The following is a 16,594-nucleotide window of genomic DNA, read 5'->3' on the forward strand; positions in this document are numbered from 1 at the left end:
AATCAAAATACTTACTACATTATACTTTATACAATAAAAAAAATGAATCTCAACGACCTTTCAAAAATATCTGATAACTTCCGAACCACAGAAAAAATGCCGGTTTTGTTTTTAGGACACGGTTCTCCGATGAATGCCATCGAAGAGAATGTTTTTGTTCAGGGATTCAGGAATATCAGCAAAGAAATCCCAAAACCCAATGCAATCATTTGTATTTCTGCGCATTGGTTTACCAAAGGAACTTTCGTAACAGCGATGGATATGCCGAAAACCATTCACGATTTTTATGGTTTTCCAAAAGAATTGTTTGATGTTCAGTATCCCGCAAAAGGAAGTCCTGAATTAGCCAAAGAAACTGCAGGTTTACTAGCTCCGGTTTTGGTAGAAGAAGATCATAATTGGGGATTGGATCACGGTGCTTGGTCGGTTCTCAGACATCTTTATCCGGATGCAGATATTCCGGTTATCCAGTTGAGTATAGATTATACAAAACCACCTCAATACCACTTTGATTTAGCAAAAAAATTATCCAAACTCCGTGAAAAAGGAATCCTGATCATCGGAAGCGGAAACATTGTCCACAACCTCCGATTGATTGATTGGAAAAATATCGATACCGTGGGAGCAGGCTGGGATTGGGCGATAGAAGCCAGAGAAAAAACCAACAATTGGCTTTTGGACGGTGATTTTCAAAAACTCATCGATTATCAGAAACAAGGTTCGTTTTTGCAATATGCAGTCCCAACGCCAGACCATTTTTTACCAATGATTTACAATCTTGGTCTGAAAGAAAAATCAGAAGAATTATCATTATTCAATGACTCGTTGATTGGTGGTTCATTGAGTATGACATCGATAAAAATTGGTTAATAATCCCAACTCATTTTTATTTTTAGAAAGATTCTGTCGCAAGGCAGAATCTTTTTTTATACTAAGTGAAATCCAAACTGAAAATGATAAGCTGATTTCAGATGTCAAAGTTTATCTAGATGAAACTAAAGTTTCAACAGTTTCCGCCAACGTCCTTAATTCATCCCAAAGCAGAAGGATTTGAGATTTTCCGGGAAGGTATTTGTTCCGAACCGGATTTATTGATTCTGGAAGAGAGTTTTTTCCAACAAAATGCTTCTAAATGCTGCCTTTGGATTATCAGTTTGGGAATTGATTATAATTCTTTTTCAAAACAAACACTATTATCAACTCCAACATATTGCCCATAATTTGGAATGATTTTGTATCCGCATTTATTGTAAAGAGCCACAGCTTCGGTTTGTCTTTTACCAGTTTCCAGAACTGTTTTTTCGTAACCTAATTCTTTAGACCACGTTTCTAATTCCTTCAAAATTGTAGAAGCCAAACCTTTTCCTCGTTTTTCAGGAAGTGTGAACATTCTTTTCACTTCCATCGATATTGAATCTAATTCTTTTACTGCTCCGCAAGCGACAGCTTCATCATTATCAAAAATCACAACACAATTTTTCAGCATATCAATTTTGTTATATTGATGATAAAAAGCGTGCTCATCACCATCCATTACTGCAAGATAAGCGTCTAATTGTCTTACGAGGTTTTGAAAGTCAGGATTTTCGGAAGTTGTTCGATGGATTTTCATTAATAATAATTTTATTTAGGAAAACGCTTCGACTCCGCTCAGCGTAACACTTCTAATATTTAAGTTTTATTAGCCATTGTCAGTCTGAGCGGAGTCGAAGACTTTATTATTTTATAATTTAATTCACTACAAATTTCCTTTCTTTAATCAATTCAGCAATTTTCAAGATATCTTCGCCAATTAATCTATCGTCTTCCAATTTTGGAACTACAGAACGAATCAAGTCGTAATTTTTCTCAACGATTTTGGAACATTTCGCGGGTCTTCGGAATTCCAAACCTTGGGCTGCGAACATTAATTCAATCGCTAGAATGTTTTCCAAATTCCCTAAAATCTGATTGAATTTTCTTCCGGAAATACTTCCCATAGAAACGTGGTCTTCCTGACCTAAACTTGTCGGTATAGAATCTGCCGATGCCGGGAAACATAAAGTTTTATTCTCTGTAACCAAAGCAGCACTCGTGTATTGCGGAATCATAAAGCCAGAATTGAGGCCGGAACTTTCTACTAACAACTTCGGTAAACCATATTTTCCTTCAAGTAAAAGATAGCTTCTTCTATCGGAAATATTTCCTAATTCTGCTGCGGCCAATGAAGCATAATCCAAAGGCAACGCCATCAATTGTCCGTGGAAATTACCTCCGGAAATCGATTCTTCAGCGCTTAAAACAATTGGGTTGTCAGTTACAGAGTTTAGCTCAGTTTCTGCCATTTGTTTAAGATGTTCAAAGGCATTTCTACTTGCGCCGTGAACCTGAGGAACACAACGCATAGAATACGGATCCTGAACTCTGTCACAGAATTCGTGGGACTTTAGATTATCGGAATCTTTGAGGAGATTTCGCATTCTTTCTGCCACTTTTCTGCTTCCATCAAATGGTCGAATCTCGTGCAATTCTTTTTTGAAAGGACTCGCTGAACCACGATAAGCCTCGATGCTCATGGATGCCGTCAAATCTGCCAAATCTAAAAGATATTCGAATTTTGCAAGACCAGTGATGGCGTGAGCTAAAATGAATTGCGTTCCGTTAATCAATCCTAAACCTTCTTTTGGACCTAGTTTTAATGGCTGAATATTATGCTTTTCTAAAACTTCGGAAGTGACTTTGATTTCGTCATTTTCCCAAACCTGACCTAATCCCAAAAGTGGCAAAACCAAATGAGCCAAAGGTGCCAAATCGCCAGAAGCTCCAACAGAACCTTGCTCAGGAACAACCGGAATAATATCCAGTTCCAACATCAGAATCAATCGCTCAATAACATCTAATGAAACACCCGAATATCCTTTCGACAAAGCGTGGATTTTGGAAATCATCATTATCTTAGAAATATTCTTGTCAATCGGTTTTCCAACACCAACAGCGTGAGAAATAATCAAATTATGCTGAAGTTGCGCCGTTTCCGATTCGGATATTTTAGTGTCGCAAAGTGGTCCAAATCCTGTATTGATACCATAAACAGTTCTGTCAGACGCTACGATTTGCTGAACATTCTGTTGCGATTTTATGATTTGGTCTTTTGATTGTTGATTGAGTTGGGCTTTGGCAGGATTTTGTAAAATCTCTAAAACGTCCTTATATCCCAATTGGTCGATTCCGTAAATCATCACTGAAAAAAAATTTTGCCTAAAAATACACTTTTCGGGAGGAATATTGGAAAGGATTTATTAATTAATCAAATCTCAAATCCTTCGCTTGCTTAATATGCGCCAAATGATGCTGACAATGCCAGCTGTAAATCAATATATTTTCTTTAAGCGAAATTCTCTCTGATTTTTCTGGATGAATAAATTCTTTATTCAAATCATCTTCAGTCAAAGTTTTCAAAAGATAAACCCATCTTGTGTGCAAAGCTTCCAAAAGTTGCAAAGAAACCAATGGCGACAGATTATTGTCCCGCAACTCTGCCCAAAGACTTTCATAATAAGGTTTGATGGTCGGAACATTTTCCGTCAATGCCAGTTTGAATCTCATATAACTATTGATATGACTGTCGGCGCAATGATGAACAACTTGAGAGATTGTCCAACCTTCTGGTCTGTATCTCAGTCGTAAATCTTGTTCGTTAAGATTTTCGATTTCGATTTTAACAAGACTTGGAAAGTTTTCAATTTCAGAAATCGCATAATCGATTATTTCTTTGTTAACGAATTCTGGTTTGATGAATTTTCCAACTGGATATTTTAATTCTTCTAAGTTCATTATTTCAAATTCTTCATCAGAATAGCTTCCATTTTTTCGTAACCTAATTTTGTCGGATGGATTCCATCTATAGCAATTTCTTTAGGCAAACCATTTTTCTCATCTTTTAAAACTGAATGATAATCGACATAAGTGATATGATTTTTCTGTGCGTAATCTTTTATCATTTTGTTCAGCGCGATTACTTTATCTGCAGGTTGCATATCTTTTCTCCAAGGAAAATCTGAAGCGGGAAGAACAGAACACAAAACGACTTTGATATCGTTTGCTTTTGCTAATTCCGTCATTGAGACAATATTTCCAAACACTTTATCCAAAGAAATCGGACCTTGATTTTCCGCAATATCATTGGTTCCGGCAAGAATAATGACACATTTAGGTTTTAGTTTAATTACATCTTCTCGGAATCTCAAAAGCATCTGTGAAGTCACTTGACCACCAATTCCTCGTCCTACAAAATTATTCTTAGCAAAAAATTCTGGATCCGTGGCAAACCAACCTTCTGTGATAGAATCGCCCATCAAAACAGAATTTGGAGCAATATTTTGAGAGAGAACTTCATTATTTTGTTTTTGATATCTGCCAAAATTGGCAAAGTCTTGAGCGTATGACATTGTTGAAAGTAATAATAAAGAAAATGCTAGAGATTTCATTATTTCTAAATTAGATTATCAAATATATGAAATAAGAATAATGATAAATTTATTTCTTAAGATTTAGCTGAGCGAAGCGCCTTTGCGAACCTTAAAATATTTTCAATAATTAAAAAAGAATCTTTGCGGACTTTGTGTTCAAAATATTATCAATAATTTTACAAAATGGAAAACACATCGAAAGATCCTTTGCACGGAAAAAGATTGGATGCTATTCTGGAAGAATTGCTAGAATACTACAAAGGTTATGGAGAATTGGGAAAACAAATCAACATCAAATGTTTCACCGGCGAAAATCCAAGTGTAAGTTCGTCGCTAAAATTTCTCAGAAAAACCGATTGGGCTAGAGCAAAAGTCGAGAGTTTATATCTCTACGTTTTGAGACAAAAAAGAAAGGATTATGATTTTTCTCGCTGATTTGGCAGATTACGCTGATTTAAGCCTTAAATGTCTGCAAAATCAATTGAATCTGCGAGAAATTATAATTTATATCAATCCAAAAATTCTCCAGTCACATAAAACCAGCGATTCTGAATCATTTTGAATTGTGATAACTCGTGATGAACCTGGGGTTTTCCATCTTCATCAAAATAAAAAGCCTTAAACTCTACTTTATTAGTTGAAGGTTTATCGAGAATTTCCAGCTTCGTCCATTCATTGATTTCGCCCCATTCCTGCAAGTCTTTTTTGTTATGAAATTGCCTTTTGTTGGGTGAAGTTGTTTCCCAAAGATATTCTCCATTTGGAATTGTGAAAGCTGAAAATCTTGAACGCATCAAAGCTTCCGCAGTTGGTGCAAATTTCTCTTTCAAGTGATAAGGCTGACAGCAATCTTCGTACGATTTTCCAGAACAGCAGGGACATTTCATTTTTAATTTTTTGAGATTCAAGATTTGAGACACAAGATTCAAGATTTTTTTAGTCTTAAATCTTGATTCTTGTATCTCGTGTCTATTAATTTTATTCTCCAAAAGCTCTTTTCAAAAGACTTTCCACTTTTGGTTCTCTGCCACGGAAGTTTTTGTATAATTCCATTGGATTTTTGGTTCCGCCAGAGGAAAGAAGAATTTTATATTTTGCAGCAATTTCCGGATTGAAAATGCCATTTTCTTTGAAATATTGGAACGCATCTGCATCCAAAACTTCCGCCCATTTGTAAGAATAATAACCCGCCGAATATCCGCCTTGGAAAATATGTGAGAAACTTGGACTTGCCGCAGTTTCTGGATTGCTTGGATATAGATTGGTTGCTTTGGTTTCTTCTGTTTCAAACGTTTTAATGTCGGCAACTTTGTCAGATTTTGTATGATAAGCCATATCCAACAATCCGAAGCCAAGCTGTCTCAAAGTCTGATAACCTTCCATAAAAGATTTACTTTGTGATAATTTCTCAATTTTTTTGGTTGGAAGAATTTCTCCGGTTCGATAATGTTTTGCAAAGGTTTTCAGAAACTCTGGTTCGTAGCAATAGTTTTCCAAAAACTGAGAAGGTAGTTCCACAAAATCCCATTTAACCGAAGTTCCGGAAAGATTCGGATATTGTGTGTCTGCCAAAATGCCGTGTAGCGCGTGTCCAAACTCGTGGAACAATGTTGTTACTTCTTGGAAAGTCAACAAACTTGGTGTGTCTTTTGTCGGTTTTGTGAAGTTGCAAACAACCGATATATGCGGACGAGAATTTTCGCCGTCTTTTTTATATTGATTTTTATAACTCGTCATCCAAGCGCCGGCACGTTTACCTTTTCTAGGATGATAATCTGCGTAGAGCAAAGCTTTATAGTCGGAAGTTTCCAGCGAATCGCTTTCTTCCGTCTTCTGACTTCTAACTTCCAACACTTCATAAGTTTTCACATCCTGATGATATTTCTGAACATCAGTAATTTCTTTAAACTCTAATCCGAATAATTTTCCGGCTAATCCAAAAACAGCTTCCTGAACTTTTTCCAACGGGAAATAGGGTTTCAGTTCTTCATCATCAATATCGAATTTCTGTTTGCGTAATTTTTCTGCGTAGAAAGTATGGTCATAACTTTGGATATCATCAATTCCGTCAGCTTTTGCCAAAGATTTTAATTCTTCGATTTCTTTTTGGGCGTAAGGTGTTGCTTTTTCAAGAAGTTCATTCAAAAATTCGAAAACTTTTGCCGGCGATTGCGCCATTCTTTCTTCCAGAACAAAATCTGCATAATTTTTATAACTCAACAATTCTGCTTTTTGCTGACGAAGTTTTACGATTTCTTTGATGAGATTTTGATTATCGAATTCTCCACCGTCAAACGATTTTTTTCCATTAGCCAAAGCCAATTCTTTTCTCAATTCACGATTTTCTGCATAAGTCATTGCCGGAAGATAGCTTGGATATTGAAGGGTAATCACATAACCTTCCAAACCTTTTTCCTTCGCATCTTCCTCGTATTGTTGAAGGATTGCTTCAGGAATTCCTTTCAATTCTTCTTTGTCAATAATGTGTTTGAAATAAGCGTTGGTTGAAGCCAGAGCATTTTGCCCGAACTGAAGTGATTTGATAGACAAATCCATATTGATTTTCTCCAGTTTCTTTTTGTCTTCTTCACTTAATAATGCACCGCTTCTTACGAAACCTTTGTAAGTTTCGTTGAGTAAAGTTTGCTGTTCTTCGTTCAATGACAAACTGTCTTTTTGGTCGTAAACGCTTTTGATTCTTTCGAATAGTTTTTCGTTTTGAGAAATTTTGGAAGAAAATTCTGTCAAAAGTGGCGAAACTTCCTGAGCGATTTTCTGAATCTCGTCATTGGTTTCAGCAGAATTCAGGTTGAAGAAAATGTTGGAAACTCTGTCCAATCGTTCTCCAGAGAAAGCCATTGCTTCGATTATGTTTTCAAAAGTTGGAGCTTCTGGATTGTTGGTGATGTCATCAATTTCTTTTTCGGAAGTTTTGATTAATTCCTGAAAAGCGGGAAGATAATGCTCTTCTTTGATTTCCTGAAAAGGCGATGAAGTATATTTTGTATTGAATTTTTCTAAAAGTGGATTCATTTTTTCGATTTGAATTTTTACTATTTAATTTGAGACTCTTCGACTTCGCTCAGAGTGACATTTCTAATACTAATTGTTTTTTAGCAATGTCAGGCTGAGGTTCTCGAAGCCCTTTTCTTATTTTGTTGAAATCACAAATTTAATACCTAAAGTTGAAAGTATGACAAAATTGCGTCCTGGCTTGAGCGGAAATCCTTTTTTGCTTGTTGTCGAGTTCTATTTAACTTGAAATTGTCTGCAAAAAAGATTGACTTCGTCGAACCACTTCGTTAGGTTTGGGAGCGGAAGACAGATAAAGGCGCCCTAATAAATTTTCTAGCAGCTGAGGTGGTTTTTATTTAAAATTGATTTAGATTTGTTTCCAACTTAAAACTAACTATTATGAAGAAATTTTTGAAAATTATAGGCGTTATTTTGGCGATTTTCATTGCTTATTGCGTGATTGCAATGTTGTTTTTTGACAGCAAATGTCATAACGAACAATCTCTAGTTATCAATGCTCCGAAAGAAAAAGTGTGGCAAAATGTAAACTCGATGAAAGCTTTCAACACTTGGAATCCTTGGATGAAATACGATCCGAATCTGGTTGTAACTTACAAAGGAAACGCTGGCGAAGTTGGTGACGGCTACACTTGGAAAGGAAATGATGATGTGGGCGAAGGCGAACAAGAAATCACGGCGATTGTTCCAAATGAGAAAGTTGCAACGAAAATGCATTTTATCAAACCGATGGATGACAATGCGACTTCAGACTTGCTTTTGACATCTGAAGGTTCTGGAACAAAAGTGACTTGGAATATTGATTATGAAATTGAAACGCTTTTCAAACCAATGAAACCGATGATGACTTGGCAAATGAACAAATCATTCTCGGAAGGTCTTGGGAAATTGAAAGAACTTGCAGAAAAATAATGAAAACAAAAATCGCCTCGAATGTTCGAGGCGATTTCATTTGATTTGAAAATTTATTTTGTTATTTGATGATTAGTTTAGAAACTGCCAAACCTTCATCAGATTTTAACTGAACTAAGTAAGTTCCGGAAGTAATTCTGTTGACAGAGAATGTTTCGTCTCCTTTAGCAGATTTCAATCCGAAAGTGTTTACAAGTTTTCCGTTGAGGTCATAGATGTTGATTTGTCCGTTTTTAGCTTTGTTATATCTGATTTTCAATAATCCGTCAGTCGCTGGATTTTGAGTGATTTGCAATGATGTTTTGTTAGCATCAATTTTAGTTTCGTCAGTTGCTAAAGTTCTTTGATTACCAAAAATTCTGAATTCTCCTGGCTGAAGTGTAACTGTTGTAGAAGCACTTGCAGACATAGAAGTGTTATCCATCAAATTATACCAAGTTCCAGCATAAGGGAAGTTTGGTGTTACGGTTTGCGCAGCTGTTGTAAAGTTGGCAACTACAACCACATTTTTCAATGAACTAGAAGGTAATGCATCATTCCAAACATAGATTCTAGGTAAAAGATTTCCAGATTCTACAGTGAAAGTTGTTGTGTCAAAAACCTGACTTGATAACCTGATTGCCAAGATTTTTGCCCAAGTATCGTAAATAGCTTTTCTATTCGCATCTGTATCGTAACCTAGTGTAAAAGCTACGGGTTTTGGAGATGTTCTACAGTCATTACTAATTGTCCCATCCTCACATCTATTGATACTGAAATCGTAACCAAGTTCTCCAAACTGCCAGATCATTTTAGGACCAGGAACCGTAAAGAAAACTGCGCCAAATGCTTTTTGTCTATCAAGAGCTGTATTCAAGTCTTTAACATTGTAAGAGCCGTTGGTGTTTCCGTAAGCTAAGTTTTTGAACATTAGTCTTTCTTCGTCGTGACTTTCACCATAGCTGACGTTTCTTCTTTCAGAAAAAGTATGGTTTTCGAAATCAACTCTGTTGAAGTTGCTTTCAGAATCATAACCCATTGTATTTTGATTGTAAGCTCCAACTAGATTGTCCCACATCATTACACCTTTTCCTTCATTTATTCTATAATTTGCCCATTGCTGTTCTTCTGTATCTGTTCCCAAATGCTCGAATATAATGTAAGAAGTTGGATCGTATGACCATTGATAATCTGAATATAGTTTTAAGACATCAACCCTATCTTGTTGGTAAGCTCCAGTACAAGCTTCGTCAGAAGCGGTACAGTTTTGAGTAAATCCCTTTGTAAGATCCCAACGAAATCCATCAATTTTATATTCCTTAATCCAATGTTCCAAAACTCTGTTTACATAATATCTCGTTTCAGGTTTTGAATGATTGAAATCGTAGAAAACACTATAAGCGTGTTTTGCAACTTGATTGAAATATGGATTGTTCGCTGCTACATCTCCATAACCACCAGTTGTACTTGTTGACCAAAGTCTTTCCAACGGCGATCTTCCTGAAGCGTGATTAAGCGCAACATCCAGAATTACAGCAATCCCGTTTTGGTGGCATTTATCAATAAACTCTTTGAATTTTTCTGGAGTTCCATAAGCTTTATCTAATGCTAAATGGAACCCTGGGTTGTATCCCCAAGAATTATTTCCATCAAATTCCATTACTGGCATCAACTCGATTGCGTTGACATTTAATCCTTTGATGTAAGGGATTTTGTCAATCATAGACTGCCAGTTTTGCTGTGCGGTAAAGTCTCTTACCAAAGCTTCGTAAACAATTAGATTTTGTTTAGCTGGCTTTTGGAAATTGGTTACTGTCCAGTTGTAAGCAGGTTTTCCTGTCTGAATTACAGAAACGTCATATTGTTGTCCGGCAGGATAAGCTGGTAAATTAGGATATGTACTTGAAGAAATCCAAGGATCATCATCTGGAGATAATACCAAAGTTGAATACGGATCGGCCACTTTCACGCCGTCATTAGTTCTATATTGGAACGTGTAAACTTGCTGAGGAGTCAATCCTGTAATTTCTATCCAAAAAAGATCAGTATTATTGATATCTCTTTTCATAATGTAATTAGAAGAAATCTGCCAATTGTTGAAACTCCCAATTACGTGAACATAACTCTTAAGAGGTGCGTACAAAGCCAAGCCAACTTTTGTAGGGTTATTTGGATCGTAAGTGATACCTTGTCTCATATAAGAAGGCATTGCAGCCGACTGAGATGCTGGAGTAGGAGAAACTACAAAATTAGAAGTTAAAGTTGTTCCAGATGCTGTCGCAGAAACTTCTATATTGTTGTCAGAAGTAATGCTTGGAGAAGTGGTAATAGTTGATACATTATTAGCTGTGTAGATGGTATTGCCATTAGATTTTACAACATAATTAGCAGGCAGAGAAGTGCTGTAAGTAATAGGGAAGTTACTTCCAGATGCTACAAAGTTGACACTTCCATTCTGCGGAGTAGTACCTGTAAATTGAAATCTTCCAACTTCCGAATAGATATCCTGAGATTGTCCGTTTCCAGTTTTAGTTTTTAAAAGAAAACCAATTCTTCCGATTCCTGTTCTGTTATAAAAAGTTCTAGGAACAAATGTGATTGTGTATGTATCTGTTCCAGAATTGTAAGTTAACCTGTTGGACTCATTGGATGAATCCCAAGTTCCGTTGGTTGGACAGTCTTGGCTGGTGGTATCGTTGCTGTCGTAGGACCAAGCCCAAAGATATAGTGCATTGTTGGTAACGCCCCAAGTGGACTCGTTAATACTACTTCCATTAAAAGTTATGGTAATCGATTCGTCTTCGTTAAAAGTCGGAGGACTGATAGAAGAAGTCACAGTCTGCGTTTGCGCAAAACTTGTAATCGCAATGAAAATTGCGATCAGATTGTAAAAAAATTTCATAAGGTCTATATATTAAGTGATAAATATATCAATTTTTAATTCACATTATATATTTTTATTTTTAATGAAATTATAACTGTAAACAATTGTAAATTAGATAGTTGTTGTTTTTATTTTATTTGATACTAATCTTTTTTATTATATTTAGTTTAACCAAAAAATCAACATTGTATAAATATTTGATGTAATTGTTGGTTTAAATGATATTTGTGTTTTTTTGTAAAATAATCAACAATATAATTTTATAGTTCGTATAAATTTCTATAAATTTACGGACATCGTAAAAAATAATGAACATTTAATTTGATTAAATACAAATTTTAAATTTACCATCAAACCTTAATATTGGTTATTTGTTTTGATTAATTAAATGTTTGTTTTAAATTGCAAATAAAATTAATAATTAAAAATTATGAAGAGTGTACCTGAAACCGGTTATCATTTGGACGGAGTAGACAAAGAAATTATTTATATGTTAATGGACAATGCTAAAACTTCTCTTGCACACATTTCCAAACATGTAGGCATTTCTACAACTGCAGTTCACCAAAGGATCAAAAAATTGGAACAAGCTGGAGTAATAGAAAATTCTATTTCTTTTCTTAATCCTAGAAAAATTGGGTATAAAGTTGTTTCATACATCGGCGTTTTCTTAGAGCAACCAAGTCATTATCAAGACGCTATCAAGAATCTTAACTTGGTAAACGAAGTGGTAGAAGCACATTACACAACAGGAAATTATACCATTTTCCTAAAAGTACTTTGTAAAGATAACGATCACTTGATGCAGATTCTTAACAAAATCCAAAAGCTGAAAGGCGTGACAAGAACTGAAACAATTCTTTCTTTGGAGCAAAGCATCAGCAGACAGTTGAAAGTTTAAAAAATTTTATATAATCACGAAAGGATACAAATTATTTGTATCCTTTTTTTATTTTTGTAATTATGGAAATCAATCAATATTTAGACTCAACATACCTGAAAACGCCAGAGCAATCTGGGTTGACAGAAGAACAGACTTTTGAAAAAGTTAAAGAATTGACGGACGAGGCGATTGCTTACAACTTCAAAGAGGTAATGATTCGTCCCAACTATGTGAAGCTTATCAAAGATTATTTAGTTTCGAAAAATTCTGAAGTTTTGGTGGGAACAGTTATTGGTTTTCACGAGGGAACTTATTCTGTAGAAGATAAATTGAAACAAGCCAATCAAGCTGTTCTGGATGGCGTAGATGAGTTGGATTATGTTATCAATTATGAAGCTTTCAAGGCAGGAGATTTAGATTTGGTTAGAAAAGAATTTGTTGAAGGAACTAAATTAGGTTTAGATTTCGGTAAAACTGTAAAGTGGATTATAGAAATCGCAGCACTTTCAGATGCTCAGATTGCAGATTTAACTGCTAATATCTGGACTTGGGCACAAGAAAATTTTGAAGAGAAAGATTTCTCTAGAATCTTTGTAAAATCATCAACAGGATTTTATGTAACCGAAGGTGGGAAACCAAATGGTGCCACTTTTGAAGGTGTGAAAATTATGCTTGATAATGCCGGAAAACTTCCTGTGAAAGCTGCTGGTGGTGTGAAAACTCCAGCTGATGCAGAAAAAATGATTACAATGGGAATCCAAAGAATCGGAACTTCATCAGCCAAAGCACTTTTGGGCGGAGGCGGAGTAAGTGCTGGTTACTAAGAATTTCAACAAAAAGAAAATTAATAAAAACTCTCCCAACATATCATTGTTGGGAGAGTTTATTTTTTTTTACCAATAAGACTTCTATTCTGCAACCCAAATACTCACATTCCCAGCAGGACAAGGGAAATTTGCCCAACCATTTTTATCAATTGTAATTTTATCCTCAAGATGTCCGGTGAAATCATAAAATGTTTTTCCCGCATATCGTTTTCCTATTTCCATAGATTTATGATTCACATCCTTGTTACTCAAAACAACCGCACAACCAGAGTGTTCATCATCTCCTTCGCGAGTCCAACCAATACAATGCGCATCATCAAAATAATCTCTTTGTTCGCCGTAAGCAAAATATTTTCTGGCTTTGATGAGCTCTTCAATCGCATCCACTTTGTCGAGGAAGATTTCATATTCGTTGCCGTCTTTTCCTTGGTCTTTGTAGCTCGCGCCGTATAAATCTGGATAAAAAACACAAGGATAACCATCTTTTCTAAGCAAAATCAAAGCATAAGCAATCGGTTTGAACCAAGTTTCTACTGGAGCTTCCAAAGCCTGCAGCGGTTGTGTGTCGTGATTGTCAACAACGGTTACTGCTTTATCAGGATGAGAAGCAACAAGTGTTTCATTAAAAATTTCTCTCAAATCATAATCCGGATTTTTGGATGCATTATGCAGATTGTGATGCAAAGAAGAATCAAACAAACTCATACAACCTTCGGTGGAATCTATGTAAGCCTCCAAAAGTGGCAATTCTCCCGGTGCCCAATATTCTCCAACAGCAAAAATATTTTTCCCTGAGTTGGAGCGCAGAAGCGTTAACCATTCTTTATAAAAATCTGGCGAAATATGTTTAACAGCATCCAGTCTCACACCGTCAAAATCCGTTAAATCATAATACCATTTTCCCCAATGATTCAGTTCTTCGCGCACGAAAGGGTTGCGATGTTCTATATCATTGTACATCAAAAAATCATAATTTCCTTTTTCATCCGTAATGATATCATCCCAGCCTTCGCCGTGTTCGGTAATGATTCTGAAAATTCCTTTTTCCCGTCCTTCTGCATAATCTACACCTGAGAAACAAGTGAAATCCCATTTGAAATTAGAGTAAGTATCACCTCGTCCCGGGAACGTGAATTTAGTATAAGATTCAATTTCAAAAACATCAGAAATATCTTTGTTACGGTCTTCCTCATCCACTTTTACAACATTGAATTTCTCCAGCTCATCGCCACCAGCTTTATGATTAAGAACGACATCTACAATGACCTGGATATTTTTTTCTTTCAAAGATTTGATGGCGCCAAGATATTCGTCCTTTGAACCATATTTTGTAACAGTCGTTCCTTTTTGGTCAAATTCGCCTAAGTCAAAAACGTCGTAAGCATCATAGCCAACAGAGTAGCCACCGTTTGTACTCTTGTATGCAGGCGGAAGCCAGACCGCCGTGATTCCTAAATCAGAAAGATATTTTGCTGAATCTTTGGTGTGGTTCCAAAGGAAAGAATTACCATCAGTATACCAATGGAAAAACTGAATCATAGTCCCGTTCATAAGATTGTAGATTTTTTCAGATTGTTTGATTTGATATTTCGTTCTATGAAAATATTAAGCCAATGAGATTTTGAAAATACTCAAGAGAAATTAAAAAGAATCAAAACCAGGCAAAAAAGTTCGTTTTCCAAGCTAAGAGGTTCAAGAACGAGGCAAAAAGGGTGGTTCTTCAACCTAAAAGGCTTGATAATGAACCAAAAAGGGTGGATTTCAAGTCTAAAAGTCTCAAATTCCAGGCAAATAGACTCGATGATGAATCAAAAAGGCTCGTTGTCAAGGCAAAAAGATTCGATGTTGAGTGTAAAAGACTCAAATTCCAGTGTAAAAGATTCAAAAACGAGTATAAAACACTCGATGAAGAATGAAAAAGACTCGCTGATGAATATAAATCATTCAAATTAATCATTATCAAATTCCTCAAAAGGAATTCTTAATTGTACAGAAACCTGTTTTTTCTCTTCTGTGTTGAGGTTGGATAATGATAAGCCAAGTAATCTTATGGCTTTGTCATAAGGTCTGAGTTCCCAAAGTTGTCTCGCTGTAGTGTAGAATTTTTCAGCATTTTCGAAATAGAAATCCTGAGTTTTGCTTCTGGTGTAAAGTGCAAAATCTTTGTATTTAATTTTAAGAGTTAAGGTTTTACCTTTGATTTCTCTTTTGCTTAGACGTTCTTCTAGTTCCAGACTTAGGGATTTTAGTTTTTGCTCGATTTCCTCATCTTCATTAATGTCATCCCAAAAGGTTCTTTCGACCGCCACACTTTTTTGGATTCGGTTGGGTTTTACTTCGCCGTTATGAATTCCGCGTACAACATTGTAATAATACCTTCCGGATTTTCCGAAAAGCTTTTCCAATTCATCCAGAGATTTCGCTTTCAAGTCAGAACCTTTGAAAATGTGAAGTGTGTGCATTCGATTTGCTGTCACTTTCCCAACGCCGTAGAATTTCTCAATCGGAAGATTTTCCAGAAACGCATCAATTTTTGTGGGATGGATTGTTTTCTGCCCGTTTGGTTTATTGATGTCAGAAGCGACTTTTGCTAGAAATTTATTCACGGAAATTCCGGCAGAAGCGGTCAGGCCTGTTTCTTCAAATATTCGTTTTCGGATTTCTTTGGCGATATCATTAGCGGACTCGATTCCTTTTTTATTTTCAGTGACATCCAGATACGCTTCGTCCAAAGAAAGAGGTTCTACTAGGTCGGTATACTCGTGAAAAATGGTTCTGATTTTGCTGGAAATTTCTTTGTATCGAGCAAATCGGGGAGGGACAAAGATGAGATGCGGGCATTTCTCTTTGGCTGTTTTACTTGGCATCGCAGAACGAACGCCAAATTTCCTAGCCTCGTAGCTTGCAGCTGCAACCACGCCACGATGTCCACCACCAACTGCAATAGCTTTTCCACGCAAACCCGCATTGTCGAGTTGCTCTACAGAAGCGTAAAATGCGTCCATATCTACGTGGATTATTTTGCGTTGCGATTGCATAAAACAAATTTAGGCAAAAAAAATCCCGAAATTTTCGGGATTGTAAATTGTTATTTTATCAGCTTATCGATTGTAGATTGGATTTCTGGGTCGTCAGGAGAAATCGCATAGTATTTTGCAATATTAGATTTTTGGTCTACCACAATATATCTCGGAATCCAGTTGAGGTCAATATAATTGTTGAAATCGTTTTTCCAGCCGGATGAAAACCAATAGTTTTCTTTATCCTTCATCTCAAACCGTTCCAAACTTTTATCAAAACCTTCTTTTGATCGTTCCAATGAAAGGAAAACAAAATCGATTTTTGGATTTTGAGCTTCTAATTCTTTGGCTTTTGGAAAGGCTTTCAGACAATCTCTGCACCAGCCAGCCCAGAAATCTAGAATCAAAACTTTCCCTTTGTGTTGATGCAAAATATCTTTTATGGAAGTATCTTTCCCATTTTCATCCTGTAACTTTTGAGCGAGCGCTTCTTTGGAAAATTGGGTTTTCAGAACTTTTGGAACTTCCTGAGAAAAGCCCAATTGGAAAACAAATAATAAGATGTAAACTAATATCCTCTTCATTTTTTTAATTTTTGAAGAACGAAG

Annotated in this window: 15 protein-coding genes; 5 read left to right on the top strand and 10 right to left on the bottom strand. The window is 36.0% G+C overall.

All coding sequences use genetic code 11. The annotated features are described in order from the left end of the window. The first annotated feature begins 42 nt into the window (after window positions 1-42). On the top strand, window positions 43-870 hold the full coding sequence (ygiD, locus tag V7P73_RS12760) for a 4,5-DOPA dioxygenase extradiol (RefSeq protein ID WP_333854265.1): 828 nt from the start codon (window positions 43-45) through the stop codon (window positions 868-870). A 295-nt stretch (window positions 871-1,165) separates the two neighbouring features. On the opposite strand, the gene V7P73_RS12765 is transcribed toward ygiD, so the two are convergent. The 4 genes from V7P73_RS12765 to V7P73_RS12780 form a co-directional block, all read right to left on the bottom strand. Next, the gene (locus V7P73_RS12765) at window positions 1,166-1,612 is read right to left on the bottom strand and encodes a GNAT family N-acetyltransferase (RefSeq protein ID WP_333854267.1); all 447 of its coding nucleotides are present in this window, start codon (window positions 1,610-1,612) and stop codon (window positions 1,166-1,168) included. A 118-nt stretch (window positions 1,613-1,730) separates the two neighbouring features. Continuing rightward, the gene (gene hutH, locus V7P73_RS12770; RefSeq protein ID WP_333854269.1) at window positions 1,731-3,218 is read right to left on the bottom strand and encodes a histidine ammonia-lyase; all 1,488 of its coding nucleotides are present in this window, start codon (window positions 3,216-3,218) and stop codon (window positions 1,731-1,733) included. Window positions 3,219-3,282: 64 nt separating this feature from the next. Next, complete coding sequence (locus tag V7P73_RS12775; RefSeq protein WP_333854271.1) at window positions 3,283-3,813, bottom strand: YfiT family bacillithiol transferase; 531 nt, start codon at window positions 3,811-3,813, stop codon at window positions 3,283-3,285. Next, window positions 3,813-4,466 carry an SGNH/GDSL hydrolase family protein gene (locus tag V7P73_RS12780; RefSeq protein WP_333854272.1) on the bottom strand — a complete coding sequence of 218 codons (654 nt, stop codon included), beginning with the start codon at window positions 4,464-4,466 and terminating at the stop codon, window positions 3,813-3,815. Before V7P73_RS12780 ends, V7P73_RS12775 begins: the two co-directional genes overlap by 1 nt. A 165-nt stretch (window positions 4,467-4,631) precedes the next feature. Between V7P73_RS12780 and V7P73_RS12785 the strand changes: the two genes are divergently transcribed. Then, window positions 4,632-4,883 (top strand): VF530 family protein, encoded by a 252-nt coding sequence (locus tag V7P73_RS12785; RefSeq protein ID WP_333854274.1) that lies wholly within the window; start codon window positions 4,632-4,634, stop codon window positions 4,881-4,883. 74 nt (window positions 4,884-4,957) lie between these two features. Here the strand turns inward: V7P73_RS12785 and V7P73_RS12790 are convergent, their stop codons facing one another. Then, a complete protein-coding gene (locus V7P73_RS12790; RefSeq protein ID WP_333854276.1) occupies window positions 4,958-5,335 on the bottom strand; it encodes a YchJ family protein in 378 nt (125 codons plus the stop codon). A gap of 91 nt (window positions 5,336-5,426) precedes the next feature. Next, window positions 5,427-7,481, bottom strand: coding sequence for a M3 family metallopeptidase (locus tag V7P73_RS12795; protein WP_333854278.1), 2,055 nt, complete (start codon window positions 7,479-7,481; stop codon window positions 5,427-5,429). Window positions 7,482-7,862: 381 nt separating this feature from the next. Here V7P73_RS12795 and V7P73_RS12800 point away from each other — a divergent pair, with 381 nt between their 5' ends. Continuing rightward, the gene (locus V7P73_RS12800; RefSeq protein WP_333854279.1) at window positions 7,863-8,393 is read left to right on the top strand and encodes an SRPBCC family protein; all 531 of its coding nucleotides are present in this window, start codon (window positions 7,863-7,865) and stop codon (window positions 8,391-8,393) included. 61 nt (window positions 8,394-8,454) lie between these two features. On the opposite strand, the gene V7P73_RS12805 is transcribed toward V7P73_RS12800, so the two are convergent. Next, a complete protein-coding gene (locus tag V7P73_RS12805; RefSeq protein ID WP_333854281.1) occupies window positions 8,455-11,274 on the bottom strand; it encodes an alpha-amylase family glycosyl hydrolase in 2,820 nt (939 codons plus the stop codon). A 412-nt stretch (window positions 11,275-11,686) separates the two neighbouring features. Here V7P73_RS12805 and V7P73_RS12810 point away from each other — a divergent pair, with 412 nt between their 5' ends. Next, complete coding sequence (locus V7P73_RS12810) at window positions 11,687-12,157, top strand: Lrp/AsnC ligand binding domain-containing protein (protein ID WP_333854283.1); 471 nt, start codon at window positions 11,687-11,689, stop codon at window positions 12,155-12,157. 59 nt (window positions 12,158-12,216) lie between these two features. Then, window positions 12,217-12,963 (top strand): deoxyribose-phosphate aldolase, encoded by a 747-nt coding sequence (gene deoC / locus V7P73_RS12815; RefSeq protein ID WP_442896973.1) that lies wholly within the window; start codon window positions 12,217-12,219, stop codon window positions 12,961-12,963. 84 nt (window positions 12,964-13,047) lie between these two features. On the opposite strand, the gene V7P73_RS12820 is transcribed toward deoC, so the two are convergent. The 3 genes from V7P73_RS12820 to V7P73_RS12830 form a co-directional block, all read right to left on the bottom strand. Beyond that, window positions 13,048-14,517: an alpha-amylase gene (locus tag V7P73_RS12820; protein WP_333854287.1), complete on the bottom strand. Its 1,470-nt coding sequence runs from the start codon at window positions 14,515-14,517 to the stop codon at window positions 13,048-13,050. Window positions 14,518-14,915: 398 nt separating this feature from the next. Further along, entirely contained in the window at window positions 14,916-16,004 is a 1,089-nt protein-coding gene (dinB, locus tag V7P73_RS12825; RefSeq protein WP_333854288.1) for a DNA polymerase IV, read from the bottom strand. A gap of 50 nt (window positions 16,005-16,054) precedes the next feature. Next, complete coding sequence (locus V7P73_RS12830) at window positions 16,055-16,570, bottom strand: TlpA family protein disulfide reductase (protein WP_333854289.1); 516 nt, start codon at window positions 16,568-16,570, stop codon at window positions 16,055-16,057. Window positions 16,571-16,594 lie beyond the last annotated feature (24 nt).

The sequence above is a fragment of the Epilithonimonas sp. genome (assembly GCF_036780765.1).
GTDB lineage: Bacteria > Bacteroidota > Bacteroidia > Flavobacteriales > Weeksellaceae > Epilithonimonas.

What these genes read in the sequence shown, in the direction of transcription:
- ygiD (WP_333854265.1), top strand. Translation starts at nt 43, where the DNA reads ATGAATCTCAACGACCTTTCAAAAATATCTGATAACTTCCGAACCACA.
- V7P73_RS12765 (WP_333854267.1), bottom strand. Translation starts at nt 1,612, where the DNA reads ATGAAAATCCATCGAACAACTTCCGAAAATCCTGACTTTCAAAACCTC.
- hutH (WP_333854269.1), bottom strand. Translation starts at nt 3,218, where the DNA reads ATGATTTACGGAATCGACCAATTGGGATATAAGGACGTTTTAGAGATT.
- V7P73_RS12775 (WP_333854271.1), bottom strand. Translation starts at nt 3,813, where the DNA reads ATGAACTTAGAAGAATTAAAATATCCAGTTGGAAAATTCATCAAACCA.
- V7P73_RS12780 (WP_333854272.1), bottom strand. Translation starts at nt 4,466, where the DNA reads ATGAAATCTCTAGCATTTTCTTTATTATTACTTTCAACAATGTCATAC.
- V7P73_RS12785 (WP_333854274.1), top strand. Translation starts at nt 4,632, where the DNA reads ATGGAAAACACATCGAAAGATCCTTTGCACGGAAAAAGATTGGATGCT.
- V7P73_RS12790 (WP_333854276.1), bottom strand. Translation starts at nt 5,335, where the DNA reads ATGAAATGTCCCTGCTGTTCTGGAAAATCGTACGAAGATTGCTGTCAG.
- V7P73_RS12795 (WP_333854278.1), bottom strand. Translation starts at nt 7,481, where the DNA reads ATGAATCCACTTTTAGAAAAATTCAATACAAAATATACTTCATCGCCT.
- V7P73_RS12800 (WP_333854279.1), top strand. Translation starts at nt 7,863, where the DNA reads ATGAAGAAATTTTTGAAAATTATAGGCGTTATTTTGGCGATTTTCATT.
- V7P73_RS12805 (WP_333854281.1), bottom strand. Translation starts at nt 11,274, where the DNA reads ATGAAATTTTTTTACAATCTGATCGCAATTTTCATTGCGATTACAAGT.
- V7P73_RS12810 (WP_333854283.1), top strand. Translation starts at nt 11,687, where the DNA reads ATGAAGAGTGTACCTGAAACCGGTTATCATTTGGACGGAGTAGACAAA.
- V7P73_RS12820 (WP_333854287.1), bottom strand. Translation starts at nt 14,517, where the DNA reads ATGAACGGGACTATGATTCAGTTTTTCCATTGGTATACTGATGGTAAT.
- dinB (WP_333854288.1), bottom strand. Translation starts at nt 16,004, where the DNA reads ATGCAATCGCAACGCAAAATAATCCACGTAGATATGGACGCATTTTAC.
- V7P73_RS12830 (WP_333854289.1), bottom strand. Translation starts at nt 16,570, where the DNA reads ATGAAGAGGATATTAGTTTACATCTTATTATTTGTTTTCCAATTGGGC.